We start from the raw sequence: 26682 nt of genomic DNA on the forward strand, positions 1-26682 counted from the left end.
GCGCGACGTAGGCTGACCGTCGTGACCAGTAGCTCTCCCGGTGCCAGCGAGACCGACCTCGGGCGCACACGTCGTGCCCGCAAGATCGGCCGGGTGCTGGCCGAGACGCACCCCGACGCGCACTGTGAACTGGACCACTCCAACGCCCTGGAGCTGGCCGTCGCCACCATCCTCTCGGCGCAGTGCACCGACAAGAAGGTCAACGAGGTCACCCCGAAGCTCTTCGCCCGCTACCCGAGCGCCCCCGCGTACGCCGGGGCCGACCGGGGCGAGATGGAGGAGCTGATCCGGCCCACCGGCTTCTACCGCAACAAGACCGACTCGCTGCTCAAGCTGGGGCAGGCCCTCGTCGACAGGTACGACGGTCAGGTCCCCGGCCGGCTCGTCGACCTGGTGACGCTTCCCGGGATCGGCCGCAAGACCGCCAACGTCATTCTCGGCAACGCCTTCGACGTCCCCGGCATCACTGTCGACACGCACTTCCAGCGGCTGGTGCACCGGTGGCAGCTGACCACCGAGACCGACCCGGTCAAGATCGAGCACGCGATCGGCGCGCTCTACCCGAAGCGCGACTGGACCATGCTGTCGCACCGGATCATCTTCCACGGGCGACGGGTCTGCCACGCCCGCAAGCCCGCCTGCGGGGCGTGCACGCTCGCGAAGCTGTGCCCCTCGTACGGCACCGGCCCGACCGAGCCGGCCGCCGCCGCCAAGCTGCTCAAGGGCCCCCGCGCGCGTGACCTCGCGGTGGCCGCCGGGGTCGACCCGGAGCTGGTGCCGGCGCAGGCGGTCGCCGCGGAGGTGCCGTGAACCGCCGCCTCGCCCTCGCCGTCCTGCCGCTGCTGCTGGCCGTTGCCGGCTGCACGGGCAACCCGGCCGACGACGCACCAGCGACCCGCCCGGCCGCGGCCGAGCGGCCATCCCCGTTCCGGGACTGCGCCGCCCTGAACACGGCACCCACGGCCGGGGCACCCGGCTCCGGCCCGGCGACCCCTGCGTCGCCCGGTTCGGGCACAGCGGCCTCTGGCACGTCCGGCACGCCGACCCCCACCGCCGGTGGGCAGCAGCTGCCGGAGCTGACGCTCTCCTGCTTCACCGGCGGGGCGCCCGTCGCGCTGCGCGACGTGGCCGGGCCGGCCGTGATCAACGTGTGGGCCTCCTGGTGCCCGCCGTGCCGCAAGGAGTTGCCCGCTTTCCAACGCCTCAGCGAACGGGCCGCCGGTCAGCTCCAGGTGGTCGGGGTCAACAGCCGGGACAGCCGCAGCGGCGCCCAGTCCATCGGTGAGGACTTCGGCGTCCGGTTCCCGATCCTGGTCGACCAGGGCGAGGCGCTACAGCGCGAACTGAAGCGCAACGCCATTCCGCTGACCCTCTTCGTCGACGCGCAGGGCCGCATCCGGCACATCGACGCCACCGGGGCTCTCGATGACGCCCAGATCGCCAAGCTGGTCCGCCAGCATCTCGGCCTGACGGTGCCGGCATGACCCGCCGACCGCCGGAATGGATCGAGCCGTTGCTGACCCGGCTGGGCACCGCCCGCGCCGAGGACTTCACCCGGCTGACCACCCCCGCCGAGGGCGGCCGGGAGAGCGCCGTGCTGGTGCTTCTCGGTGAGCAGCCCGACCTCGGCCCCGACGTGCTGGTCCTGCAACGGGCCGCCACCCTGCGCAACCACGCCGGTCAGCCGGCCTTCCCCGGCGGGGCGGCCGACCCGGAGGACGCCGACGTCCGGGCCACCGCGCTGCGCGAGGCGAACGAGGAGGTCGGCCTCGACCCGGCCAGCGTCACCGTGCTTGCCGAGCTGCCGAAGTTGTGGATCCCGGTCAGCGACTTCGTGGTCACCCCGGTGCTGGCCTGGTGGCACGACCCGCACCCGGTGCACCCGGCCGAGCCCGCCGAGGTGGCGCACGTGGCGCGACTGCCGGTCCGCGAGCTGGTCGACCCCGCCAACCGGCTGCGGGTCCGCCATCCCAGCGGCTGGGTGGGGCCGGCGTTCTCGGCGCGCGGCATGCTCGTCTGGGGCTTCACCGCCGGGGTGCTGGCGACCCTGCTGGACATGGGTGGTTGGGCCCGCCCGTGGTCGCCCGGCCGGCTGGTCGATCTGCCGCCCACGGGGGCCACTCCCGCGCCGTCGGCCGGCACCGAAGACGTCGACGAGACCGCCCTGCGCTGACCACGCGGTCACCTTCCGCAAGCGGTGGTCATCCGGCGGGCGCACTGCCCGTACGCTGGACCCCGTGTCCGTCGTGGATCTCGTCCTGCTGCTGCTCATGCTCGTGTTCGCGATCAGCGGATACCGCCAGGGTTTCGTCATCGGCATCACGTCGCTGTCCGGCTTCTTTCTGGGGCTGCTGCTCGGCCTGCAACTCGGGCCGCTGTTCGCCCGGCAGTTCGTCGACGCCGGCACCCGGGTGCTGATCTCACTGGTGGCGATCTTCGGGTTGGCAGTGATCGGGCAGGCGCTCGCCGGCTGGCTCGGCTCGCACCTGCGCAAGACGATCACCAGCGACGTGGGTCGGCGGATCGACGACATCGGCGGGGCGTTCGTCTCACTGTTCGCGGTGCTCCTGCTGGCCTGGCTGGTCGCCGTGCCGCTCGGGTCGTCGTCGGTGCCCTGGCTCGCCTCCGCGGTGCGCAACAGCGCGCTGATCGGCGTGGTGAACGGGGTCCTGCCGGAGGAGGCGCACCGCCTCTCCACCGCCCTGGAGGACACCGTCGACACCGACGGGTTCCCGGACGTCTTCGGTGGTCTCACGCCCACCCGGGCCCGCCAGGTCGACCCGCCCGACCCGGCGCTGGCCGGCTCGCAGGTGGTGGTCAACGGTCAGCGTTCGGTGGTCAAGGTGCTCGGCTCCGCGCCCAGCTGCTCGCGCCGCATCGAGGGCTCCGGCTTCGTGTACGCCGACGACCGGGTCATGACCAACGCCCACGTGGTCGCCGGCACCCGTTCGGTGGCGGTGGAGCTGGGCGGGGAGCGGTACGACGGTCAGGTGGTGGTCTACGACCCGAACCGCGACCTGGCGGTGCTGCTCGTGCCGGGGCTGCCCGGCCCGTCGCTGCGGTTCGCCGCCGGCAACGCGGGCAGCGGCTCGGACGCCATCGTGCTCGGCTTCCCGCTGGATGGCCCGTACAACGCGCAGTCGGCCCGCGTTCGTGACGTCGACAAAATCAAGGGGCCGGACATCTACTCCTCCGGCGACGTCACCCGGGAGATCTACACCATTCGTGCGCTGGTGCGCAGCGGCAACTCCGGTGGACCGCTGCTCTCGGCCAACGGTCTGGTGCTCGGCGTGATCTTCGCGGCGGCGGCGGACGACCCCAACACCGGGTTCGCCGTGACCGCCGCCGAGGCCAGGCCGGTGGCGCTGGCCGGGGCCGAACGCAACCGGGCCGTCGCCACCGGCGAGTGCACCTGAGCGGTCCGCCGGATCAGGTCCGGGCCGTGGCGGCCATCGGCAGCTTGGCGCGTCCCCAGCGCAGTCCCCGGTCCAGCACCGCCCGGGCCATGATCGCGACGCAGGTGCCGCCGTTGATGAAGGACGCCACCACGTCGCTCGGGTGGTGCATCCCCCGGTACATGCGGGTCAGCGCCACACCCACCGGCACCAGCAGCAGCGTCCACCAGGCGACCTTCGCTCCCGTGCTGCGTGCCCGTAGGGCCATCAGCACCGCGATACCGACGTAGAGGGCCACCGCCGCCGAGGTGTGCCCGGACGGAAAACTCGACGTGGGCGGCGAGGTGTCCATGTGCTCCACCGCCGGCCGCTGCCGGTCGATCACCATCGTGGTGAACAGGAACACCAACGCCTGGGCGGTCACCGCCGCGCACAGGAACAGCGGCTCCCGCCAGCGCTTGAGCCAGAGTCGCAGCACCAGGGCCACCAGCACGGTGACCACGACGATCATCTGGGTGCTGGCCAGCGTGCTGAACACCAGCGAGACGTCGTTCCAGCCGCCGGTGCGGTCACCCGCGAACTCCCGATTCACCGAGTCCTCGACGGTGAACGGCCAGGTCCGTTCGAACACGCGGGTGATCAGCACCCCGAGCAGCACCATGAAACCGAACAGGAGGGACACCGGCAGCAGCACCCGCCGGAGGATCTGGACCACGGTGTCGGACATGAGCCGGCCAATACCCGATCGACGTCGTCGTCACGCCTCAGGTCTTGTCCGGCTGCCGCTCGACCTCGGGCGCGACGCCGTCGCGCACCGGCCGGACCGGTCGGAGGCCGGTGTGCGCCCGCCAACTGGTGAACGCGGCGGTGGTCGCCGCGATCACCGCCACGCCGAGCAGCCAACCGCCGAGCACGTCACTGGTGAAGTGCACACCGAGCGAGACCCTGCTCAGCCCGGTCACCAGGGTGAGCAGCAGTGCGGCGATCCAGAGCGCGACCCGCGCGGCCCAGCGCCGGACGTACGGCAGGAACACCAGCAGCAGCACCCCGGCGGCCAGGGTGGCGTTCAGGGCGTGCCCGGAGGGGAACGAGTAGCCGGCGGCCCGCGCCACCGGGTCGAGCAGTTCCGGCCGGTCCCGGCCGACGAGCAACTTGAGCAGCGGACCCATCAACCCGCCGACCACCATCGTCGTGGCCACCCAGAGGGCCAGCCGGCGGGCCCGGCGGCGCAGCAGCCAAATCACCACGAGCAGGGCCACGACCCGCAGCGGCAGGGGCGCGAACACCGCACTCCAGACGTCCATCAGCGCGACCCAGGCCGGGTGGCGCACCGCATGGTCGTGCAGCGCGTCGGTGATCGTCGTGTCCAGCCGGTGCAGCGGCCCCCACGCACCGAGCACCAGCAGTGCGAGCAGGGCGAACGGCACCAGCACCAGGAACGTCGCCGTCGCCGCCAGGGTCAGCCGCAGACCCAACGAGTGGTCCGGGTCGAGGCGGCGACGCCGCCAGGACGGGCGCCGGTCGGTGTCGAGGGTTCGTGCGGCGGGCGTGCTCATGCGGACGGTTCTACCCCACCCGCCGGGCCTTCAGGCCTGCCGTCCGCGACGCTCAGCGACTGCGCTGGCGGAACCGGCGCACCATCAGCGCCGCACCGGTCACCAGGGCGGCGAGGAGCGCGACACCGGTCCACAGTTGCTCCGGCACCGATTCGGCCGGAGCGCCCGCCGGTCGGGCCGTCCACCCGGTCTGCTGTCGTCCGGCGGTGAAACCGAGCGGGTCGCTGCCGGCGCCGCTGACCGGGCCGTTGTCCTCCGAACCGGGGGCCGGACCGAAGCCGACCACGCCCGGCGAGGTCAGATCGTCCAGCGGGTTGACGGTGACCGGGGGAACGTCCGCGGTCAGCGCCGCCACCGGGTCGACCACCCCGTACCCGAAGCGGTCGTCCCGGCCGGTCGGGCCGAGGTCACGGGCGGTGGCCAGCAGCCGGTTGACCACCTCGCCGGCGGGCATGTCCGGAAAACGGGACCGGACCAGCGCGGCGGTCGCGGCCACCAACGGCGCGGCGAAGCTGGTGCCCTGCACCCGCCAGTACCCGTCCGCCGGGCGGGCGCCGACCAGGCCGGTGGCGGGGGCGGTGAGCACCGTCGCCCGGCCGGTGATCGAGCCGGACCACAGGTTGTCGCTGCTGCGCTCCAGCCCGGCGACCGCGATCACGCCCGGCTCGCGAGCCGGGTACCAGACCTTGGAGTCGGTCGACGTGGCCAGGTTGCCGGTGCAGGCGACCACGACCACGTCCCGGGCGAACGCGTAGTCCAGAGCCGCGGCCAGGGCCGGGCTGTCCCCGCTGCCGCCCAGCGACAGGTTGATCACCCGGGCGCCGTTGTCGACCGCCCAGCGGACACCCTTCGCGACGATCAGGGCGTCGTCGTACTTGTTGCGCTCGTCCAGCACGCGGACCGGGAGGATCCGGGAATCCGGCGCCAGGCCGACCACGCCCCGCTTGTCGTCGTTACGCCCGGCGATCAGGCCGGCGACAGTGGTGCCGTGACCGACCGGATCCGGACCGGCGCCGCCAGCGGGCCCGACCAGGTCGAGGCCGGGCAGCACCTGGCCGGCCAGGTCGGGATGGTTGGCGTCCACACCGGAGTCGACCACCGCCACTGTCACGCCCCGGCCGGTCGAGCTGCGCCACGCCGTGTCGGCCCGCAATTCGTCGAGCTGCCACTGCTCGTCACGGACCTGGTCGGTGCGGGCCACGCTGTCACCGGGGGCGAGCGCCACCGGTGCGCCGGCGAGTTGCCCGCCGCTGCTGGGCGCGGCGACAGGTGCGGCGGCCGGGACCGCGACGGCGAGCATCGCCGCCACACCGAGCAGCGCCCGGCCGGCCCGTCGGGCCACTGCAGGACCGCTGTGCCGAACCCCTGTCACATCCTCAGCCATTCATCCCGACGGAACCACGACGATCGGAGATTACCGGTTTCCCCACCCGTCACGGGAGGAACTACGGAGACAGGTCATGGTGGCGGCAGATGTGCGAGCTGCACGAGGCGTACGCCCTCCCGTCGGGTGACCAGCCGACCACGGCCCGCCGGCAGCGGTCCGGGCCGCACCGGGCCGACCAGCGCACCCTCCTCGGGGCTGCCCGCCATCACCAGCCCGGCGGTGGAGAGCTCCCGCAGCCGCTGCACGATCGGCTCGTACTGGGAACGTCCCGCGCCTCCGGAGCGGCGGGCCAGCACCAGGTGCAGCCCGACGTCGCGGGCGTGCGGCAGATGCTCCTCCAGGGCCCGCAACGGGTTCGCCGGCCCCGCCGCCACCAGGTCGTAGTCGTCGACGAGCACGAACAGTTCCGGTCCCGACCACCAGGACCGGTCCCGCAACTGGGCCGGAGTGACCTCCGGCCCCGGAGCCCGCCGCTCCAGGTATCCGACGGCCGACTCGACCAGGTCGGCGGTGTGCGCGGCGGCCGTGCCGTACCCGATGAGGTGCGGCGTCTCGATGGCGCCGAGCAGACTGCGCCGGTAGTCGACCAGGATCACCCGGGCCTCCTCCGGCGCGAACCGGGTGGTGATCGAGGTGGCCAGCGCCCGCAGGAACGTCGACTTGCCGCACTCCGCGTCCCCGAAGACCACGAAGTGCGGCTCACTCGCGAAGTCGAGCAGCACCGGCCGCAGGTCCGCCTCGGCGATCCCGATCGGCAGCCGCAGCCCGGTCGTCGCGGCCAGATCCAGGTCGGCGTACGGCAGCACCGGCGGGAGGAGCCGGACCCGGGGGGCCACCGGCCCGGCCCAGCAGTCGGCGATCCGTTTGACGAGGTCGGTGGTGCCCCCGCCCGGGGCGGCGAGCTGCGGGAGCGCGGTGAGGAAGTGCAGGCTCTCCGCCGTCACCCCCCGGCCGGGGCGCTCCGGCACGTTCGCCGCCGCCCGCCGGGCCACCAGGGAGTCGGCCGGATCGCCGAGGCGCAGCTCCAACCGGGAGCCGAACAGGTCCCGGATCGCCGGGCGGAAGTCCAGCCAGCGCAGCGCCGTGGCGACCACGTGCACCCCGTACGACAGGCCCCGGGTGGCCAGGTCCGTGACCAGCGGTTCCAGGTCGTCGTACTCGCCGCGGACGGTGCTCCAGCCGTCGATCACCAGAAAGACGTCGCCGAACGGGTCGGCGCCCGGCTGGCTGGTCGTACCCGCCGCGGCGCGACGCTGCCGGTACGCGGCCATCGACTCCACGCCCAGCTCCGCGAACCGGCGCTCCCGCTCGGCCAGCACTGTCGTCATCTCGCCGACCGTGCGCCGCACGGCGGTCGGATCGGCGCGGCCGGCCACCCCGCCCACGTGCGGCAGATCGCGCAACGCCGCGAGGCCACCGCCGCCGAAGTCGAGACAGTAGACCTGCGCCTCGGCGGGAGTGTGGGTGAGCGCCAACGCGCAGATCAGCGTGCGCAGCACGGTGGACTTTCCGCTCTGCGGCGCACCGACGACCGCGACGTGTCCGGCCGCGCCGTCCAGGGTCAGCCAGAGCAGGTCCCGCCGCTGCTCCAACGGCCGGTCCACCACCGCCACCGGCACACCCAGCGCGCCGTGCAGCTCGGGGTTGCCCACGGTGAGTCCGCGCGCCTGGTCCACCTCGACGGGGCCCACCAGCTCGTCCAGGGACGGTGGCTCGCCGAGCGGCGGAAGCCACACCTGGTGGGCGGGCGGGCCCTGCCCGACGAGCCGGTCGACCAGCAGGTCGAGCAGGGTCTCCCGATCGCCCTCGTCCTCGGCGACCATGGTCAGGGCCGGGGTGGCCGGCTCGGGCAGCGGCACGGCGTGGGTGGTGAACGTGAGCAGGCGGGCGCCGCCGCCGGCCGAGGCCCCCGCCGTCGCGGCGCGGCGGCGCACCGTTCCGGAGACGTACGCGGCCTTGAAACGGGCCAGCGGATCGGTGCCCGCCCGCAGGTAGCCGTGGCCCGGCGAGCGGGGCAGTTCGTGCGCGTCCGGCACACCGAGCACCGTCCGGGACTCGAGAGCGGAGAAGGTGCGCAACCCGATCCGGTACGACAGGTGGGTGTCGAGCCCGCGCAGCCGGCCCTCCTCCAGGCGTTGGCTGGCGAGCAGCAGGTGCACGCCCAGCGACCGGCCCAGGCGGCCGATCTGCACGAACAGGTCGATGAAGTCCGGCTTGGCGGAGAGCAGTTCGGAGAACTCGTCGCAGATCAGCAGCAGCGACGGCAGCGGCGCGAGTGGACTGCCGGCCGCGCGGGCCCGCTCGTAGTCGCGCACGCTGGCGAAGTTGCCGGCACGGCGCAGCAGCTCCTGCCGGCGGACCAGCTCCCCGTTGATCGCGTCGACCATCCGGTCGACAAGGGGCAGCGCGTCGGCCAGGTTGGTGATCACGGCGGCGGTGTGCGGCAGCCGGTCGAACGGCGCGAAGGTGGCGCCGCCCTTGAAGTCGACCAGGACGAAGTTGAGCTGCTCGCTGCTGTGCGTCGCCGCCAACCCCAGCACCAGCGTGCGGAGCAGCTCGGACTTGCCGGACCCGGTGGCCCCGATGAGCAGGCCGTGCGGGCCCATCCCGTCCTGGGCGGACTCCTTGAGGTCCAGCTCGATGGCGCCGCCGTCGACACCCACCCCGATCGGCACCCGCAGTCGGTCCCGGGCCGAGCGCGGCGCCCAGCCCTGCTCGGCGGTGAAGCTCTCCGGATCGCCGAGGCCGAGCAGCTCCGGCAGGCCCAGCTCGACCTGGAGCGGGGCGTCCGGGCCGCGGGCCGCGCCGGCCAGCCGCAGCGGCGCCAACCGCCGGGCGACCGCCTCGGCGTCGGCGAGGTCGAGGTGGTCGGCGGTGCCGACCTCCGCGTGCCCCTCCACCGACCACGAGTGCAGCCGCCGACCGCGCAGCTCCAACAGCAGCGCGTACCGGTCGAGCAGGCGGGGCGGCGGAGTGTCCAGGTCCAGCACGGTGACCGCGTCGATGCCGCCGTCGCCGGTCAGGTCGGTGGCGCCGGTCAGGTCGCCGCCGTCGAGGACCACCACCACGTGCGGGCCGTCGGTGGCCGGTCCGGCAGGGCTGAACCGGGACCGGCTGGCCAGCACGTCGCCGAGCAGCCGTTCCAGCTCCGCGCCCGACGAGGTCACCAGCCGCACCGGCCCGAGCGCGTCCGTACGAGAGGGATGGTGCGCGTGCGGGAGCCACTTCACCCACTCCCAGTCGGCCCGGCGTTCCGGGCCGGCGCAGACCGCGATCAGCAGCTCGTCGGGGGCGTGGAACACGGCCAGCTGGGTCAGCACCGCCCGGGCCAGGGCCTGGGCGGCCCGGTCGCCGATGGGCGGTTCACCGCCGGCCGGACCACCGGCGGCGGTCCGCACGTGCACCCGGGCGAAGCTGCGCAGCGACAGGGCCACCGGCAGCTCCGGCACCACGGAGTACGCGTCCAGGAAGCGGCGCAGCGCGCCGGCGGTCATCGGCTCCAACTCCTCGAGCGGCCGGGTGACCGGTCCGACGAGCGGGGTGGCCAGGGTCTGCGGCCCGACGGCGACGCGTACGACAGCGAAGTCCGGGTCGGCGGGACGGCGTTCCCAGACCCGGCCGCTGTCCACCGTCGACCACAGCCGACCCGGGTCGGGGTGCCGATAGTAAAGGCCGGCCCGCTGCTGCCCGGCGGTCTGCCGGACCCGGCGGCGCAGTGTGGCCAGGTGGCGCAGGTACTCCCGGCGGGCCGCCATCATCTCCGACTTCTTCGGGGTGCCCGAGGCGCTGCCCCACGAGGTGACCAGCATCGCCAGCGACGAGAGCCCGAACATCCCGCCCACCACGTACGAGTAGGCGCCGCCACCCCGGCCGAACATCATCGCCATCGCCACCGTGCCGCCGAGCATGGGCAGCACCATCAGCATCTGCTGCCACCGGCCGCCGGTCACCGCGGGGATCTCCGGCGGCGCCTCGACGGGCAGCTCGCCGACGGGGATCTCCGGCGCCGGCCGTCGCGGCGGACGCTTGATGACGACTGTGGACACTCGGCCTCCTGACAGCGCTGGGTAACCCGAGCCTGGCTCATCGTAGGTAAAGTCCTGTCGTCCGCGCAGCCTCCGATCCCCGTCGATATGGAGATCCCTCGATGACAACCGGGCTGGCCCGCGTCACCATCAGCGCGCCGCAACGGCGGGTCGACGTCGCACTGCCGGAGCAGGTGCCCCTGGCCGAGCTGCTGCCCGACGTGCTGCGACACGCCGGCGAGGGCCTGGCCGACGACGGCGAGCGGCACGGCGGCTGGGTGCTGCGTCGTACCGACGGGGCGCTGCTGGCGACGGCGCAGGCGCTGCTGCCGCAGGGGGTCCGCGACGGCGAGGTGCTGCACCTGGTGCCGGCCCGCGCCCACTGGCCCGAGTTGGAGTACGACGACGTGGTGGAGGCGATCGCCGACGGCGCCCGCCGCCGGGGTGGGGCGTGGTCACCGGACGCCACCCGGGTGGCCGGTCTGGCCGGTGCCGCCGTGCCGCTCGCCGTCGGGCTGTTCGCGCTGCTCGCGGGCGGTCCGACGCTGCCCAGCGGCTGGTTCGCGGCGGCGGTGGTGGCGCTGCTGCTCACGGTTGCCGGCGCGGTCGCCTCCCGCGCCAACGGCGACGGCGCCGCGGGAGCGACGCTCGGCGGCTACGCCCTGCCGTACGCCTTCGTCGCCGGCGCCCTGGCGATCGGCTCTGGTGATCCGGTCGGCCCGCTCGGACCGGTGCGCTGGGTCGGCGCACCCGAACTGCTGACCGGCTCGGTGGCGTTGCTGCTGGTGGCGCTGGTCGGTCTGCTCGGGGTGGCCAGCCGGCTGCGGGTCTTCGTGGCCGGCGTGACTGTCGGTCTGCTGGGTGCCTGCGCGGCGCTCGGCGCGCTGCTGCTGACCCCCGCCGGCACGGCGGCGGTGCTGCTCAGCGCTCTGGTCTTCGCCCTGGGGGCGATCCCGTTGCTCGCCATCCGGTTGGGCAAGCTGCCGTTACCGCCGATCACCCTGCCGGCCGCCGTGTCGGGTGCCGAGCCGGAGCGCCCCCGGGACCTGCCGGACCGGGGTCGGGTGCACGCGGCCGTCACCCGCACCGAGGAGGTGCTCACCGGGATGCTGCTCGGGCACGCCGTGCTGGCGGTGGGCGCGGCGGTCATCCTCGGGGTGGCCGGTGGGACCGCCGGCCCGGTGCTGGTGGCCGTGGTCTCGGCGGTGCTGCTGCTGCGCTCGCGGCTGTTCGTGGCGCTGCGGCACCGGGTGCCGACGGTGCTCGCCGGGCTCGCCGGCTACGCGGTGCTGGGTGCGGTGCTTCTCGACCGGGCCGACGACACCGGCCGGCTGGCGCTGGTCCTCGGTGGCGCGGCGCTGGGCCTGGTGACCGTGGCCGCCGGCACCGGCTACGCCCGGCGAGCGGTCTCGCCGTACCTCGCAAGGGTCGCGGACCTCACCGACACGGCCCTGGTGGTCGCCGTGGTGCCGGTCGCCTGCGCGGTGCTCGACCTGTACGACCGGGCCCGGGGGCTGCTCGGTTGAGCGGCTCCCGGGCCCGGTCGGTAAGCGATCGTCAGTGGGCGGACTCGCCGCGCGCCTCGGCGTCGCGGGCCCGCTGGTAGGAGGCCCGGATCTCGGCCTCGGCCTCGGTGCGGCCGACCCAGGTCGCGCCCTCGACCGACTTACCGGGCTCCAGGTCCTTGTAGACCTCGAAGAAGTGCTGGATCTCCAGGCGGTCGAACTCACCCAGGTGGTGGATGTCGCGCAGGTGCTCCTGGCGGGGGTCCTCGTAGGGCACGCAGAGGACCTTGTCGTCGCCGCCCTTCTCGTCGGTCATCCGGAACATGCCGATGGTCCGGCAGCGGATGAGACAGCCCGGGAAGGTCGGTTCGGGGACCAGCACCAGCGCGTCCAGCGGGTCGCCGTCCTCGCCCAGCGTCTCCTCGATGAACCCGTAGTCCGCCGGGTACTGCGTGGACGTGAACAGGGTGCGGTCCAGCCGGATGCGGCCGGTCTTGTGGTCCACCTCGTACTTGTTCCGGTGACCCTTGGGGATCTCAACCGTCACGTCGAAATCCATCTGCACGCTCCCTCGTCTGCCCACGCTGGCTAACGGAACCACTGGCGACCCTCCGGACAGGTGAATGCCCACCCGCCGACTCCGGCCGCCGCATAGTCTTCGGACCGAAGTAGTGTCACCCAAGCCGATTTTCGCTGGGGGAGGAGGGGGTCGTGGGGAGGGAAGATTCACACTACCGCCCGGACGGGGGCACCGCGCGTGGTACCGGACGATCCGGCTCCGGCGGCGCCACCGGACGGGTGCCGGTGCCCGACGCCCACCTTCCCCTGCCGCCCGAGGAGTCGGTGCCCGAGCGGCCTCCGCCGCTGCCGTGGCGCCCGTCGGAGGCGAATTCCGCCGGGCCGAACAGCGGTCGCTTCCCGGTCCTCGGCGGTGGAGACCGTCCCACGAGCGCCCCGCCGAACGGCGCACAGCCGACCAGCCCCGCCCCGGCAGGCTCCGCCCCGGCCAGCCCGGCCCGGGCTGGCGCACCGTCCGGTGACGGCCCGACTGTCCGCATTCCGACCGGCGTACCGCCGCTGGGCCCGCCGATCTCCGCGCTGCCGGCGCCGGCCGACGCCGAGCCGCCGCTGGCGCCGTCCCCGCCACGCCGCCGCCGGCGGCTGGTGACCGTGCTGGCACTGGTGGTGCTGCTCGTGCTGACGGGTGTCGGCGTCGTGGTGACCCGGCCCGGCCCGGTCGCCGGCTGGTTGGGTGAGGAGGCGGCGTCCACGCAGGCCGCCGCCGGCCCCGCCGCGGAACCCGACCCGGCGGACGTGCTGGACGGGCCCGACCCGAACGCCCCGCTGCCCGCGCCCGACGGCGTACGGGCCGCGCTGGACCCGTTGGTCGGTGTCCCCGCCCTGGGCGACCGGGTGAACGTCTCGGTGGCCGACGTGACCACCGGTCAGACGCTGTTCGCCAAGGGGGCGGACGACGGGACGGTGCCCGCCTCGGTGACGAAGCTGGCGACCGCGGTGACCGTGTTGGCCGCCCGCGGGCCCGGGTACCGGATCCCCACCCGGGCGGTGGCCGGCGCCAAGCCCGGCGAGGTGGTGATCGTCGGTGGTGGCGACCCCACGCTCGCGGTCGACAAGAAGGGCTACTACCCCGGCGCGGCACGCCTGGACGACCTGGCCGCGCAGGTGCGCACCGCGCTCGGCGGCACGGCCCCGACCAGCGTCACCGTCGACGGCACGATCTACTCCGGCCCGGTGTACGGCCCCGGTTGGGACGACGACATCCCGACCGGCGGGTACGGCGGCGCGGTGACCGCGCTGATGACCGACGGTGCGCGCAAGGACCCGGGCGCCGAGCCCGGCGGCGCCGAGCGGGTCGCCGAGCCGGACCTCGCCGCCGGCCGGTCGTTCGCCCGGCTGCTCGGCGTACCCACCAGCACCGTCAAGCGGGGCACGGCCCCGGCCCTGGCCACCGCCGCCGGTGGCACCCCGCCTCCCGGTACGGAGCTGGGCGCGGTGCAGTCGCCGCCGTTGATCCGGCTGGTCGACATCATGATCAGCGAGAGTGACAACCTGCTGGCCGAGGCGCTGGCCCGCCAGGTGGCGCTGGCCCGCAGCCAGAAGGCCTCGTTCGACGGCGCCGCCGCCGCGATGGACGCCGAGGTGGCGGCGCTGGGCCTGCCCGCCGAGGAGATCACCCTCTCCGACGGCAGTGGGCTGTCCCGCAAGAACCGGATCAGCCCGTCGCTGCTCACCGACCTGATCCGGCTGGCCGCCAGCCCGGACCACCCGGAGCTGGCCGGCGTCTTCGGCGGTCTGCCCGTGGGCGGCTGGTCCGGCACGCTGGGCGAGCGGTACCGGGGTGCTCCCGGCACCGCCGCCGGGGCGGGCGCCGTCCGCGCCAAGACCGGCACCCTGACCGGGGTGCACGCCATCGCGGGCCTGGTCACCACCGCCGACGGCCGGCTGCTCACGTTCGCGGTGCTCACCGACAAGGTGCCCGGCGGGACGGACACCGCCCAACCGGCGCTGGACCGCATCGCCGCCGCGCTGGCCGGCTGCGGTTGCCGCTGACGGGCGTCGGGGCGGGTCTCACCCCCGGCGGGCGATGGCGTGCCGTGGCTACCGCTGACCTCGTCCGGGCCGGTCACCCGGCCGGTGCGGGGGCCGCGACCGGCGTCGATCGCCGACGCGAGCCCGGGCCGGGGTGTCGCGACGCGGGTACGGTGGGTTCATGGCGCAGTTCGTGGACTGGGATCTGGCCGCCGCGACCGCGGGGGCGTTGAGCAAGTCGGGCCCCCGGGTGTCGTACTCCGAGGCCACCGACGTGGTCGGCGACCTGCGTCGGCTGACCGAGGAGGCGGCCGGGCACGTGGCCGACTACACGGGGCTGCGGGCGCAGGTGGCGCACCCGCCGGTGCGGGTCGTCGACCGCCGGGACTGGGCGGCCACCAACATCGCCGGGCTGCGTGAGGTGATCACTCCGCTGGTCAGCCGGCTGTCCGGTGACAAGCCGCCCGGCGCGCTCACCGAGGCGATCGGGTCCCGGCTGACCGGGGTGCAGGCCGGCACCGTGCTGGCCTACCTCTCCGGCCGGGTGCTCGGCCAGTACGAGGTCTTCTCCGCCGACCCGGGCCAACTGCTGCTGGTGGCGCCGAACATCGTCGAGGTGGAGCGCAAGCTCGGCGCCGACCCCCGGGACTTCCGGCTGTGGGTCTGCCTGCACGAGGTCACCCACCGGACGCAGTTCACCGCCGTGCCGTGGATGCGGGCCTACTTCCTCAGCGAGGTGCAGGCGTTCGTCGACGCCTCGTCCAGCGGCGGCGAGCACCTCGTCGAGCGGCTGCGACGCGGGGTGGCGACGCTGTCCGAGGCGGTCCGCGACCCGGAGAGCCGCACGAGCGTGCTGGACATCGTGCAGACCCCGGCGCAGCGGGCCGTCCTCGACCGGCTCACCGCCCTGATGACCCTGCTGGAGGGGCACGCCGAGTTCGTGATGGACGGCGTCGGCCCGCAGGTGATCCCGAGCGTGGAGCGCATCCGGTCGTCGTTCAACAGGCGTCGCGAGGCAGGTAACCCGTTGGAGAAGGCGATCCGTCGGCTGCTCGGGGTGGACGTCAAGATGCGTCAGTACGCCGAGGGCCGCAAGTTCGTGCACGGTGTGGTCGAGCGGGTCGGCATGCCGGGCTTCAACTCGATCTTCAACTCACCGCTCACCCTGCCCCGGTTGTCCGAGCTGGGCGACCCGGACGCCTGGGTGGCGCGCGTGCACGGGCCGGCCGGCACCGTACCGGCCGCCGGCTGACCGTCAGTCGATGGGCGCGCTCGCGCCGCCGGTGGCCGCGATCCGGGTGGCGGTCCGTCGCGCGCTGACTCACCTGCCGGCCGGCGGCCCGGTGCTGGTCGCCTGTTCCGGTGGGGCCGATTCGCTGGCCCTGGCGGCGGCGGCCGTGTTCGTGGCGCCCCGGCTGGGTCGGCCCGCCGGTCTGGTGACCGTCGACCACGGCCTGCAGGCCGGCTCGGCGCAGCGCGCGGAGGCGGTGGCCGGCTGGGCCCGCGAGTCCGGGTTCGCGCCCGTGACCGTCGCCCGGGTCGAGGTGGCCGGCCGGGTGGGTGGCCCCGAGGCGGCGGCCCGGGAGGCCCGCTACGAGGCGTTGACCGAGGCGGCTCGGCGGCACGAGGCGGTCGCGGTGCTCACCGGGCACACCCGCGACGACCAGGCGGAGACCGTGCTGCTCGCGCTTGCCCGGGGCGCCGGTCCACGCGGGCTGGCCGGCATGCCCGGCCGACGTGACCTGGGCGGGGTGCCGCTGCTGCGGCCGCTGCTGGAGATCGGTCGGGAGCAGACCCGCGCCGCCTGTGCCGCGCTCGGGCTCAGCCCGTGGCAGGACCCGCACAACACCGACCCGTCGTACGCCCGCTCCCGGGTGCGCGCCGACGTGCTGCCGGCGTTGGTGCGGGCGCTCGGGCCGGGCGTGGTGGACAACCTGGCGCGTACCGCCCGGCTGGTGGCGGCGGACAACGCCGCCCTCGACGAGACGGCGGCGGCGGCGCTGGCGGCGGCCCGGCACGCCGCCGGTGGGCTCGCGGTGCCGGAGCTGGCCGGTCTGGGCGCCGCCGTACGCACCCGGGTGCTGCACGCCTGGGCACGGGAGCTGGGCGCGGTGCCCGGGGCGCTGTCGCATCGGCACGTCGCCGCGCTGGACGCCCTGGTCACCGACTGGCACGGTCAGGGTCCCACCGACCTGCCCGGGGGTGTCCGCGTACTCCGTCGTGGCGACCGGCTGACGGCCCTCAGCTCGGGCTGAGCGCCCCGGCGGCGTCGGCCCGGTCCCGGAAGGTGGTCCGGTAGCTGTGCGGGGTGGCGCCGACCCGGCGGCTGAAGTGGTGGCGCAGCGCGGCGGCGTCGCTGAAGCCGGCCTGGTCGGCGACGGCCTCCACGCTCAACGGGGTCTCCTCCAGCAGTCGCCGGGCGAGCAGCACCCGCTGGTTGGTGAGCCAGTCGTGCGGGGTGGTGCCGGTCTCGGCGCGGAACCGGCGGGCGAACGTGCGCGGGGCCATGCCGGCGCGGGCGGCCAGCTCCTCCACTGTGATCGCCCGGTCCAGGTGCCCCATCAGCCACTCCAGCACCGGTTCGAGCGTGGGCGCCTCGGGGGCCCGGGGGATGGGTGCCTCGACGTACTGCGACTGGCCGCCGTCGCGGTGCGGCGGGACCACCATCCGCCGGGCCAGCCGGGTCGCGGTGGCCGAGCCGTGCACCTGGCGGATCAGGTGCAGGCAGGCGTCGATGCCGGCCGCGGTGCCGGCGCTGGTGAGCAGCCGGCCGTCCTGGACGTAGAGCGAGTTGCAGCGCACCCGGGCGCGGGGATGCCGGCGCTGCAGCTCGTCGACGTAGCGCCAGTGGGTGGTGCACTCCCGGTCGTCCAGCAGGCCCGCAGCGCCGAGCAGGAAGGCGCCGGAGCAGACGCTGAACAGGTGCGCGCCGCGCGCGTCGGCGCGGCGCAGCGCGTCGAGCACCGCGTCGGGGATGACGGTGCCCGCGCTGTGCGCGGGGACGGCCACCAGGTCGGCCTCCTCCAGCGGGCCGAGGTCGGCGTTCGGGGTGAGGTGGAAGCCGGCGGACGTCCGGACGGCAGCGCCGTCGGGGCTGCACACGTCGAACCGGTACCCCGGGAAGCCGTCGGCCGTCCGGTCGGTGCCGAACACCTCGGCCAGCACGCCGAGCTCGAAGGGGGCGACCTGGTCGAGGGCGAGGACGGCGACGGATCGGAGCATGTGACGAGGGTAACCCCAGAGGTGGCAGTAAATCGATGCCCAGTGGCATCTCTGCCACTGTCCGGCCGGCGGGAGTCGGCGGAGACTGGTCTCAGTCCGGTGCGCACCGGCGGCGAAACCGACAGCAACCATGCGAAAGTGAGCGCCGCCATGGAGTTCCTGCTCTTCCTCCTGTTCCTCGTCCTGCTCGTCGCCGCCTCGGCGGCCGGCCTCACCGCGGACAGCCACGACTCGGCCGACTGGAAGCCCAGCGAGGACGGCCGCCGCTGGCGGTCTCGCACCAGCTGATGCGTTTGATGTCCTTTGCGCCGAAGATCCCCGGCGGGACCGCGCCGAAAGGTGCGGCCCCGCCGACGGAGGCCATCGGACGTACGGCAGGCTAGGAGTCATGGCTGACGGCTCCTGGTACGACGCCGACATCGACCACGTGATCATTTCCGAGGCGCAGATCCGCGAGAAGACAGCGGAGCTGGCCAAGCAGGTCTCCGCCGACTACGCCCACGTGGGCGACGGACTGCTGCTGGTCTGCGTGCTCAAGGGTGCGGTGATGTTCATGGCGGACTTCGCCCGGGCGTTGGGCCGCAACGGCCCCCCGGCCGAACTCGACTTCATGGCCATCTCGTCCTACGGCCAGGGCACCACCTCCTCCGGGGTGGTCCGCATCCTCAAGGACCTCGACCGGGACATCGCCGGTCGGCACGTCGTGGTCGTGGAGGACATCGTCGACTCCGGCCTGACGCTCTCCTGGCTGCTGCGCTACCTGGAGTCGCGCTCGGCGGCGAGCGTCGAGGTGGTCGCGCTCTTCCGCAAGCCGGACGCGGTCAAGGTGCCGGTGCCGGTGAAGTACGTCGGCTTCGACATCCCCACCGAGTTCGTGGTCGGGTACGGCCTCGACTTCGGCGAGCGGTACCGGGAGCTGCCCTACGTCGGGGTGCTCAAGCCCGAGGTCTACGCCCGGTCCTGACGGCCGGCAGCCGGTTCTGGCTGCCGCTCGCCTGGTCCTGGCGCCGCCCGGCCCGGCCCCGACGGGTCGCGCCCCGGCCGAGTGAGAGCAACTCGCATCGGTATTCGTCAAGCCGACGTTCAGCGGGCTCTCAGCTGTTCCGGTTACCGTGGAGCCCGGTGGCGCGGAGGCAACTTCGCGCCCGGCCCCTCGACCGCGTGACCGGGCGTGCGGGTGGCCGGGCCGGATTCCCCGCCACGCCGGTTCTTGCCCGGACCCGCCGTACGCCTGGTGCGGGGCTGGCGAGGCCGCTCACGGAGCCCGTCGTCGATGGCGACGGACAGCCGGGGGTGGGACTCGCGGGCCTGCTCCTCACGTGCACGGGCCTTCGATTGATGCACCACTGCGGGGCTCGCAAGCTCACTCCTCGCGTACACGGTGTACCGTCGAATGACCGCGGCGCGGCAGTTTTCGCGCCTCGGGGTCGAGGCCGGCCCGCACGGCGGCTCCGACGCCGCCCAGGGCGGCGACACCATCAGACGGTCAGGACGTCGATCAGGAGGATGCGGGCGCTCCGGCGCTCGACAACAGTATGGAACGTACGCGTTTCTTCCGCCGACCGGTGGTCTGGATCATCCTGGTCATCCTCGGCGCCGTTGTGCTCAGTCAGCTGTTCACCGCTGGTCCCAGCTACCACCGCGTGGACACTTCCGTTGCGCTCGACCAGCTCCACACCGCCCAGATCAACAAGGTCGTCTTCCAGGACAAGGAGCAGACGCTCCAGCTGGACCTGAAGAACAAGACCAAGTTCGGTGACACCAACACCGACCGGATCGAGGCCCAGTTCCCGTACCAGGCTGGGGACGAGATCTGGAATGAGGTGCTGGACGCCAAGGCGGCCAACCGGGTCACCGGCCCGGCCGACGCCAAGGTCTCGTCGGACAGCATCTGGGTGAGCCTGCTGGTCAACCTGCTGCCTATCGCGCTGCTCGTGCTCCTGCTGCTGTTCTTCATGTCGCAGATGCAGGGCGGCGGCTCCCGGGTGCTCAACTTCGGCAAGTCCAAGGCGAAGATGATCACCAAGGACACTCCGAAGACGACCTTCGCGGACGTCGCGGGTGCCGAGGAGGCCGTCGAGGAGCTGCACGAGATCAAGGACTTCCTGCAGAACCCCGCGAAGTACCAGGCCCTGGGCGCCAAGATCCCGAAGGGCGTGCTGCTGTTCGGCCCGCCCGGCACCGGCAAGACCCTGCTGGCCCGCGCGGTCGCCGGCGAGGCCGGGGTGCCCTTCTACTCGATCTCCGGCTCCGACTTCGTCGAGATGTTCGTCGGTGTCGGCGCGAGCCGGGTCCGCGACCTCTTCGAGCAGGCCAAGTCGAACGCCCCGGCAATCGTCTTCGTCGACGAGATCGACGCCGTCGGCCGCCACCGCGGCGCCGGCATGGGCGGCGGCCACGACGAGCGGGAGCAGACGCTCAACCAGCTGCTCGTCGAGATGGACGGCTTCGACACCAAGGGCGGGGTCATCCTGATCGCGGCCACCAACCGGCCGGACATCCTCGACCCGGCGCTGCTGCGCCCGGGCCGGTTCGACAGGCAGATCCCGGTGGACGCCCCCGACATGGAGGGCCGCAAGGCCATCCTGCGGGTGCACGCCAAGGGCAAGCCGTTCACCCCCGACGTCGACCTCGACTCGGTGGCGCGGCGTACCCCGGGCTTCAGCGGCGCCGACCTGGCCAACGTGATCAACGAGTCGGCCCTGCTCACCGCCCGCAAGGACCAGCGGGCGATCACCAACGACTCCCTGGAGGAGTCGATCGACCGGGTGATCGCCGGTCCGCAGCGACGGACCCGGGTGATGAGCGACCAGGAAAAGAAGATCACCGCGTACCACGAGGGTGGGCACGCGCTGGTCGCCTGGGCGCTGCCGCACGCCGCGCCGGTGCACAAGGTGACGATCCTGTCCCGCGGCCGCTCGCTGGGCCACACCCTGGTGCTGCCGACCGAGGACAAGTACACCCAGACCCGCGCCGAAATGATCGACACCCTGGCGTACGCGCTGGGCGGCCGGGCCGCTGAGGAGCTGGTCTTCCACGAGCCCACCACCGGTGCCGGCAACGACATCGAGAAGGCCACCCAGCTGGCCCGCGCGATGATCACCCAGTACGGCATGAGCTCGAAGCTCGGCGCGATCAAGTACGGCACGAGCGGGGACGAGCCGTTCCTCGGCCGCAACATGGGCCACGAGCGGGACTACTCGGACTCGGTGGCCGCCGAGATCGACGGCGAGATGCGGGCACTTGTCGAGCTGGCGCACGACGAGGCCTGGGAGATCCTGGTGGAATACCGGGACGTCCTGGACAGCATCGTGCTCGAGCTGATGGAGAAGGAGACCCTCTCCACGGCCGACATGGCGCGGATCTGCGCGCGGGTCGTCAAGCGCCCGCCGCTGGCTCCGTACAACGGCTTCGGCAAGCGCCAGCCGTCCACCGAGCCGCCCGTGCTCACCCCTGCGGAGAAGGACAAGCTCAAGGCGCAGGCCCAGGCCGACGGCGCGCAGGCGTCCGTTGGTGGCGGCACGCCGTCCAACAACTCGGACGGTACGCACTGAGCGACGACCCGACGGCCAGCTCCCCGCACCGGGAGCTGGCCGTTTCCGCGACCGAGCCCGACGGCGACGACGGGCTGGACTACGTTGCCGCCCGGCTGATCAGCGGCCGGTTGACCGGTCGCCCGGTCGAGGACGCAGTCGACCTCGGCCGGATCGAGAAGGCCGTCCGGGAGATCCTGATCGCCGTCGGCGAGGACCCGGACCGCGACGGGCTCCAGCAGACCCCGGCCCGGGTGGCCCGCGCGTACGCCGAGCTCTTCGCCGGCCTGCGCGTCGACCCGGCCCAGGTGCTCAGCACCACCTTCGAGGCTAACCACGAAGAGCTGGTGATCGTCCGGGACATCGACGTGATGAGCCTCTGCGAGCACCACCTGCTGCCGTTCCGGGGCAGCGCGCACATCGGCTACATCCCCGGCCCGGACGGGCGGATCACCGGCCTGTCCAAGCTGGCCCGCCTCGTGGAGGTCTTCGCCCGCCGACCCCAGGTGCAGGAGCGGCTCACCTCGCAGGTCGCCGACCTGCTGATGAGCAAGCTAGCCCCGCGCGGCGTCGTCGTCGTGCTCGAATGCGAGCACATGTGCATGGCGATGCGGGGCATCCAGAAGTCCGGTGCCAAGACCATCACCTCGGCGGTGCGCGGCATCCTGCAGTCCGACTCCAAGTCGCGGGCCGAGGCGATGGCGCTGATCATCCCCCGCTGACCTGGCGAACGCGACAACGGCCGGCCGTCCCCTCCCGGGGTGGCCGGCCGTCGCATCTCCGGGTGTCGCCTCTGCGGTGGCCGGCGCTCGCTTCGGTTTGACCTGCGCGGCGGCGGGTCAGCCGGCCAGCAGGGCCAGCAGCAGGCCGGCCGTGACCAGCACAGCCGGCACCAGACAGACCAGCGCACCGAGGCGTACCGTCCGGTCCAGCCGCTCGCCGGGGCTGGCGTGGAACACCCGACCGACACCCACCCAGCCGACGACGAAGGCGACCGCCGGCATCGGGAGCCCAGCGATCAGGGCTGTCACGCTGGCCGGGCCGGTACCCGTCGTCGCGTACACGATGACCTGGATCAGCGGCACCAGCAGCGCCAACGGCCCGTACACCAGGAGGTTGCGCGCCCGCGCGGGCCAGGAGGCCGGCCGGACGCCGCGACGTGCGGCCAACGCCGCGTCCGCGGCCTCGGCCTGACCCCGCGCGGCCCGCAGCGCCGCCAGCACGGCGGCCGGACCGCCGGCCATCGACCGGGCCGCCTCGGTCAGCTCCGGCGGCGACGGCACCAGCGAGATCGCCGGTACGCCGCGCTCCCGCAGCCGCTCCTGCTGACTCGCCAGCCCGGCACGCACGACAGTCAGTTCCTCCCGGGCGGCCTCCGCCGAGCGGGCCTGCTCACCGGCAGCGGCAGCCGCGCCGCGCCGGATCGCATCGAGTTGCCGCGCCGCCGCCAGATACTCGGCCCACCCGCTGACGGGTTCGGCAGCCGCCGGCGTGCCATCGCCGTCCGACCCGGCGGTCCGCTGCCGCCCCGGCCCGGTCACCGTAGCGTTCGACCCCACACCGACACCTCCCGCGCGCACCGCCCGCTCACCCCACCCCGTCGGCGAACGGCACCAGGACCGTGCCCCGCTCGTCCGGACCGTCCCACAGCGCCGCCCGCTCCGGGTGCGCCCGCCACTGGACCGGCCGGCCGAAGACGGCGGCGAGCTGCGCCGCCGGCACGTCCAGCACCACGACGGCGGCGAGCTTGTCGACCTCGCCGTCCGGCTCCAGCAGCGCGGCGAACGGCGGCACCGCCCGCCACCAGCCCAGCAGGTGCCGGCCCGCCGGCGGCCCGTCCCGCAGCAGCGCGCGCAACCGGTCGGCCGGCAACTCCCGCGGCCCGGGCCGATCCAACCCGAAGACCACCAGGTACGTCGGCAGCTCCCCGTCGGTGTCCGCGAGCAGCGTCGGCACGTCCACCAGGCACGCCGGATGGCGGGCGGCCAGCTCGGCCGTCAACTCCTCCGCCAAGGGGCGTGCCCCCTGGTCCGGCGCGGCCACCAGGAACCGGGCGGTGCCCGGCGGGTGATGAGCCGCGGTGCTCCGGGCCGCCGTCGCCAACAGGCCACCCGCCGCCGGTCCCGAGCCCAGCACGGCGAGGTTCCGACCGGCCGCCGGCCCCATCGGAACGGCAACCGTCGTACGGGCCACGTCCACCGCCCGGCCGAGCAGAGCCGCCGGCCCGTGCGCCTGGCCCGCCAGGGCCGCCCGGTGACGCGGATCGTTGCTCAGCAGCGGGCGAGCGTAACCGGCGAACACCACAGGTGGCGCCGACCCGGCCGGCCGGGCCGCCCACAGCTCGTGCCGCAGTTGCTCGACGACCTCCGGATGGTCCAGCGGATCCGGGTGCCGGATCAACCGCTCGTGGCCACGGATCGCGCCCCGGGGACCACCCAGCCCTCCGGCGGTGTTCACCACCGCGCTGCCCACCGGCAGCCCTGCGGCCGAGTCGTTGGTCGGCTCCAGCACCGGGCCGCCACCCGGCAACGCCACCCGCACCGGGAACTGTCCGAGAACCGAATCCCGGTGCCCGGCGTCCGCGCGGCCACTCAACCCCAACTCACCCGCGCCGGCCAGCACCAGGTGTACGCCGTACGCCCGACCGGTGCGGGCCAGCTGGTCCACCTGCGCGGTCAGCTCGCCGGCCAGCCGATCGCGCTCAGCGAAGAGCAGCGGCACATTGTCCACCACACAGACGATGCGGGGCAGCGACCGGTGCTGGCGCAGCTCCGCGAAGCGCTGCCCGCCGGCCCGCCCGGCCGCCTCCGCACGGCGCTGCACCTCGGCCGTCAACTGGTCGAGCAGATCCCGGACGTACTCCCGGTCGGCCGCCATCGCCGCAGCCCGCACGTGCGGGATCCAGGAGCGGTCCCGCTCGGTCTGCAGAAACTCCACGAACGACTCACCGTCGCCCAGATCCGCCAGGTACAGCGCCAGGTCGTCCGGGCCGTACCGCGCAGCGAGCCCCAGCAGCGCGGTGGTCAGGAACGCCGCACGTCCCGCCCCGGAACGGCCGCTGACCAGCCAGTGCGGGGTCAACTCGGTGAAGCCCAACGGCACCGGCCGGCCCCCGGCGTCACCCACCATCGTGGTGAGGCTGTCCGAGGAATCGGCCTCCCAGAGTTGCTCACCCGTCGCCGGCAGGAGATCGGCCAACGCCAGTCGGGAACCCGCCTCCACCTGGGCGGCGAGCCGTCGACAGACCGCGTCGACGAGATCCGCCGGCGGGTCCGTCTCCACGAAGACCGGTGAGTTCAACCCGCCCGGTGGCTCGGCACCGGGGCTCGCGAACGACGCCCCCGGCGGATCGCCGAGCAGCGCGTACGCGTTACGCAGCACCAGCGAGGTCGCCTGCGGCAACGGCGCCCGGGACGCGTACGGGCCCGGTGGCGGCCAACCGGCCACCACCAGGTGCAGGCCGGCCGCGGGCCCCTGCTCGGCCAGTGCCTCGATCCGGGCCAGGTCGTTCGGGCCGGTCAGCTCCGGCAACGCGGCGACCACCAGCAGCAGGGTGCGGTCGTGGCGACGACGCCCGCTCGCACCCGGGGTCACCCACTGCTCCGCCTCCGTCAACACCGCCCGCAGACCCGCCACGTCCACCGCCGGCGGCGGCAGCAGCCCGGCATCGGCCAGCGCGCCGAACGGCGTCAGCACCGCACCCGTGGCGTCCACCGCGCGCACCAGCAGCGCACCGGCCGGCGCCCCGCCCAGCAACCGCAGCAGCACGGCCCGCAGCAACCCCGCCACCCGGGGCTCCCGCGCATCGGCGTCCACGCTCAGATGCCCGACCCCGATGAGCGGCACGAGCGCCGGGAAACGGGCGTCATCCAACGGCGCCGCCGTACCCACCCGCACGAAGGGCGGCGGGCCGTCACCCGCCGGAGAATCCACGGTGAGCGAGTCCAGATTGGCGCCCGACCAGCCCGGCGCCAGCCGCGCGGCAACCACCCGCAGCCGGTCGGCCAACTCGTACTGGCGGCGCTGATCCGCGGGGGCCGGTCGAGTCTCATCGAGGATGCCGGCCGCGGCGGTCACGACAGCTGCGGCCCGGCGGTGCAGCGCCGCCGCTCGGTTCGTGCGTGCCTTCGGACCGGCCACCGTGTCCACCCCCTCACCCGAGGTTGGCAACCCCTCCCCGAGCAGTGACGGTATCCCAGCCCGAGCCGCTCCTCCGGGAGGTACCACGGCGGTGCGCCGGTGTTGTCGCGGATCTCACCGGTGGGGAGGGGTCCGTCACGATCCGCTGGATCTGAGGCATTGGCTCCGGGCCGTCCAGCCGATAACTTCAGGAGGTGGAATCAGTGCAGCCCCCCGCCGGTTCCCAGGTCTCCCGCGTACCGGCCCAACGGACTCCGTCCGGGCAGCTGCCGCCGGCCCCGCCAGCGCCGGCACCACAACCGCGCCGTCGCCGACTGCGAACCGTCCTCACCGTGGTCGGTGGGGTGCTCGCCCTGCTCTGCCTCGGTGCGGTGGCGACGGGGTACGTGTTGTACAACCGGGCGGCCGCTCCCGACCGCAGCGCCCCCGACGTGGTTGTCGTCAACTACCTACAGGCGGCGCTTGTGTCTCGCGACGTCAACAGGGCCAAGCAATTCACCTGTGACGGTGCAGTTCCGGCGCTGGATGAGTTCGGCGCACAGGTAGTCCAACGAGAACGAGAACTGGATGTATCGTTTTCGATCAACATCGAAGGCGTCGTCGTTTCCAAGGTCAGTTCACGTGACGCTTCGGTTATCGCTGTTATCCGCCGTAGCGCATCAATCGACGGAGTTCAGCAAAGTCTGGCTGACACCTGGCGGTTCGATGTTCAAGACAGAGATGGCTGGCGTGTGTGCACCGGCAGCAGGGTCAGCCAGTAGTCATTCGATCCACAACAGATGTACGGGCACCTCCAGGGTGGTGGGTGACTGGCCACGCCAGGCCCAGCGGTACCACTCGACTTCGGGCGTGATCCGCACGCAGATGTCGCCCTCGGCCCCGGAGTAGGTCTCGGTGACGGCCCGCATGTCCCGGTGCTCCAGCCCACCCTCGACGTGCACCACCCGGCGGCCGGTGACCGCGTCCGCCTCGAACACCGGCGTGGGGGACCGGTGGGACGGCCCGTCCAGCGAGACCAGCCGGATGCCGGTGTCCCCGGTGTCGTCCGATCCGGGCCGTTCACCGACCGTCTCCACCCAGACCCGCTCCACCGGCACCAGCGGCGCGAACACCTCGACCTGGTCGGCCTCGGCCCGGTACCACTCGTGCTCGGGGATGACCGGCACGTAGGTCCGGGCACCCTGCACGACGCGGTCGTCCGCGCGCAGGTCCCCTCGCCAGCCCAGCCCGGGTAGCCCGACGAGCACCCGCTGCCCGCGTAATTCCACACGCCCGGTCGCGGGCACGATGGCCAGTGGGCGAGGTGGCCGGGGCGCCCAGTCGGGCTGGTCGGCGAACGGGTCCGGCATCGGTCCGGTCATGCCCGCGA

Annotated in this window: 22 protein-coding genes; 13 read left to right on the forward strand and 9 right to left on the reverse strand. The window is 73.7% G+C overall.

Features of this window, described 5'->3' with window-relative positions:
* The first annotated feature begins 21 nt into the window (after positions 1 to 21).
* From nth to AB0B97_RS29095, 4 genes are all read left to right on the forward strand, one after another.
* On the forward strand, positions 22 to 810 hold the full coding sequence (nth, locus tag AB0B97_RS29080) for an endonuclease III (protein ID WP_234583291.1): 789 nt from the start codon (positions 22 to 24) through the stop codon (positions 808 to 810).
* Positions 807 to 1484, forward strand: coding sequence for a redoxin domain-containing protein (locus AB0B97_RS29085; RefSeq protein WP_357498138.1), 678 nt, complete (start codon positions 807 to 809; stop codon positions 1482 to 1484). The genes nth and AB0B97_RS29085 overlap by 4 nt, the downstream gene beginning before the upstream one ends.
* The gene (locus AB0B97_RS29090; protein ID WP_234583293.1) at positions 1481 to 2173 is read left to right on the forward strand and encodes a CoA pyrophosphatase; all 693 of its coding nucleotides are present in this window, start codon (positions 1481 to 1483) and stop codon (positions 2171 to 2173) included. Before AB0B97_RS29085 ends, AB0B97_RS29090 begins: the two co-directional genes overlap by 4 nt.
* Before the next feature lie 64 nt (positions 2174 to 2237).
* Positions 2238 to 3416 (forward strand): MarP family serine protease, encoded by a 1179-nt coding sequence (locus AB0B97_RS29095; RefSeq protein ID WP_234583294.1) that lies wholly within the window; start codon positions 2238 to 2240, stop codon positions 3414 to 3416.
* Between the two features lie 13 nt (positions 3417 to 3429).
* Here the strand turns inward: AB0B97_RS29095 and AB0B97_RS29100 are convergent, their stop codons facing one another.
* From AB0B97_RS29100 to eccCa, 4 genes are all read right to left on the reverse strand, one after another.
* On the reverse strand, positions 3430 to 4122 hold the full coding sequence (locus AB0B97_RS29100; protein WP_357498141.1) for a phosphatase PAP2 family protein: 693 nt from the start codon (positions 4120 to 4122) through the stop codon (positions 3430 to 3432).
* A gap of 37 nt (positions 4123 to 4159) precedes the next feature.
* On the reverse strand, positions 4160 to 4951 hold the full coding sequence (locus tag AB0B97_RS29105) for a phosphatase PAP2 family protein (RefSeq protein WP_357498143.1): 792 nt from the start codon (positions 4949 to 4951) through the stop codon (positions 4160 to 4162).
* Between the two features lie 52 nt (positions 4952 to 5003).
* The gene (gene mycP / locus AB0B97_RS29110) at positions 5004 to 6335 is read right to left on the reverse strand and encodes a type VII secretion-associated serine protease mycosin (protein WP_357498145.1); all 1332 of its coding nucleotides are present in this window, start codon (positions 6333 to 6335) and stop codon (positions 5004 to 5006) included.
* Positions 6336 to 6409: 74 nt separating this feature from the next.
* Positions 6410 to 10384 (reverse strand): type VII secretion protein EccCa, encoded by a 3975-nt coding sequence (eccCa, locus tag AB0B97_RS29115; RefSeq protein WP_357498147.1) that lies wholly within the window; start codon positions 10382 to 10384, stop codon positions 6410 to 6412.
* Positions 10385 to 10485: 101 nt separating this feature from the next.
* Between eccCa and eccD the strand changes: the two genes are divergently transcribed.
* Positions 10486 to 11889 (forward strand): type VII secretion integral membrane protein EccD, encoded by a 1404-nt coding sequence (eccD, locus tag AB0B97_RS29120; protein WP_357498150.1) that lies wholly within the window; start codon positions 10486 to 10488, stop codon positions 11887 to 11889.
* 31 nt (positions 11890 to 11920) lie between these two features.
* Here eccD and AB0B97_RS29125 read toward each other — a convergent pair whose 3' ends face one another.
* Positions 11921 to 12427 carry an inorganic diphosphatase gene (locus tag AB0B97_RS29125; protein ID WP_234583300.1) on the reverse strand — a complete coding sequence of 169 codons (507 nt, stop codon included), beginning with the start codon at positions 12425 to 12427 and terminating at the stop codon, positions 11921 to 11923.
* 569 nt (positions 12428 to 12996) lie between these two features.
* On the opposite strand from AB0B97_RS29125, the gene dacB reads away from it, so the two are divergent.
* The 3 genes from dacB to tilS all read left to right on the forward strand — a co-directional run bounded on the left by dacB (position 12997) and on the right by tilS (position 16673).
* Positions 12997 to 14439, forward strand: a complete 1443-nt coding sequence (gene dacB / locus AB0B97_RS29130) for a D-alanyl-D-alanine carboxypeptidase/D-alanyl-D-alanine-endopeptidase (protein WP_308195348.1) — start codon at positions 12997 to 12999, stop codon at positions 14437 to 14439.
* 160 nt (positions 14440 to 14599) lie between these two features.
* Positions 14600 to 15670 (forward strand): zinc-dependent metalloprotease, encoded by a 1071-nt coding sequence (locus tag AB0B97_RS29135; protein ID WP_357498152.1) that lies wholly within the window; start codon positions 14600 to 14602, stop codon positions 15668 to 15670.
* A gap of 10 nt (positions 15671 to 15680) precedes the next feature.
* Complete coding sequence (tilS, locus tag AB0B97_RS29140; protein ID WP_357498154.1) at positions 15681 to 16673, forward strand: tRNA lysidine(34) synthetase TilS; 993 nt, start codon at positions 15681 to 15683, stop codon at positions 16671 to 16673.
* On the opposite strand, the gene AB0B97_RS29145 is transcribed toward tilS, so the two are convergent.
* Positions 16660 to 17640 (reverse strand): helix-turn-helix domain-containing protein, encoded by a 981-nt coding sequence (locus tag AB0B97_RS29145; RefSeq protein WP_357498156.1) that lies wholly within the window; start codon positions 17638 to 17640, stop codon positions 16660 to 16662. The two genes, tilS and AB0B97_RS29145, sit on opposite strands and share 14 nt — an antisense overlap.
* Positions 17641 to 17778: 138 nt before the next feature.
* Here AB0B97_RS29145 and AB0B97_RS29150 point away from each other — a divergent pair, with 138 nt between their 5' ends.
* From AB0B97_RS29150 to folE, 4 genes are all read left to right on the forward strand, one after another.
* A complete protein-coding gene (locus AB0B97_RS29150) occupies positions 17779 to 17928 on the forward strand; it encodes a hypothetical protein (RefSeq protein WP_234587421.1) in 150 nt (49 codons plus the stop codon).
* A 100-nt stretch (positions 17929 to 18028) separates the two neighbouring features.
* On the forward strand, positions 18029 to 18604 hold the full coding sequence (gene hpt, locus AB0B97_RS29155; protein WP_030328005.1) for a hypoxanthine phosphoribosyltransferase: 576 nt from the start codon (positions 18029 to 18031) through the stop codon (positions 18602 to 18604).
* Between the two features lie 571 nt (positions 18605 to 19175).
* Entirely contained in the window at positions 19176 to 21194 is a 2019-nt protein-coding gene (gene ftsH, locus AB0B97_RS29160; protein WP_234587425.1) for an ATP-dependent zinc metalloprotease FtsH, read from the forward strand.
* Positions 21195 to 21229: 35 nt separating this feature from the next.
* Positions 21230 to 21895, forward strand: a complete 666-nt coding sequence (gene folE / locus AB0B97_RS29165) for a GTP cyclohydrolase I FolE (RefSeq protein ID WP_234587526.1) — start codon at positions 21230 to 21232, stop codon at positions 21893 to 21895.
* 117 nt (positions 21896 to 22012) lie between these two features.
* Here the strand turns inward: folE and AB0B97_RS29170 are convergent, their stop codons facing one another.
* Together AB0B97_RS29170 and AB0B97_RS29175 are read right to left on the reverse strand one after the other, a co-directional pair.
* Positions 22013 to 22714 (reverse strand): hypothetical protein, encoded by a 702-nt coding sequence (locus AB0B97_RS29170; RefSeq protein WP_357498262.1) that lies wholly within the window; start codon positions 22712 to 22714, stop codon positions 22013 to 22015.
* Between the two features lie 46 nt (positions 22715 to 22760).
* Positions 22761 to 25322 (reverse strand): FtsK/SpoIIIE domain-containing protein, encoded by a 2562-nt coding sequence (locus AB0B97_RS29175; protein WP_357498162.1) that lies wholly within the window; start codon positions 25320 to 25322, stop codon positions 22761 to 22763.
* A 194-nt stretch (positions 25323 to 25516) separates the two neighbouring features.
* Here AB0B97_RS29175 and AB0B97_RS29180 point away from each other — a divergent pair, with 194 nt between their 5' ends.
* Positions 25517 to 26074, forward strand: coding sequence for a hypothetical protein (locus AB0B97_RS29180; RefSeq protein WP_357498264.1), 558 nt, complete (start codon positions 25517 to 25519; stop codon positions 26072 to 26074).
* Here the strand turns inward: AB0B97_RS29180 and AB0B97_RS29185 are convergent, their stop codons facing one another.
* Positions 26075 to 26674 carry a hypothetical protein gene (locus AB0B97_RS29185; protein WP_357498164.1) on the reverse strand — a complete coding sequence of 200 codons (600 nt, stop codon included), beginning with the start codon at positions 26672 to 26674 and terminating at the stop codon, positions 26075 to 26077.
* Positions 26675 to 26682: the final 8 nt, after the last annotated feature.

Origin of the sequence: Micromonospora sp. NPDC049004 (genome assembly GCF_040649315.1) — a bacterium.
Classification (GTDB): Bacteria; Actinomycetota; Actinomycetes; order Mycobacteriales; family Micromonosporaceae; genus Micromonospora.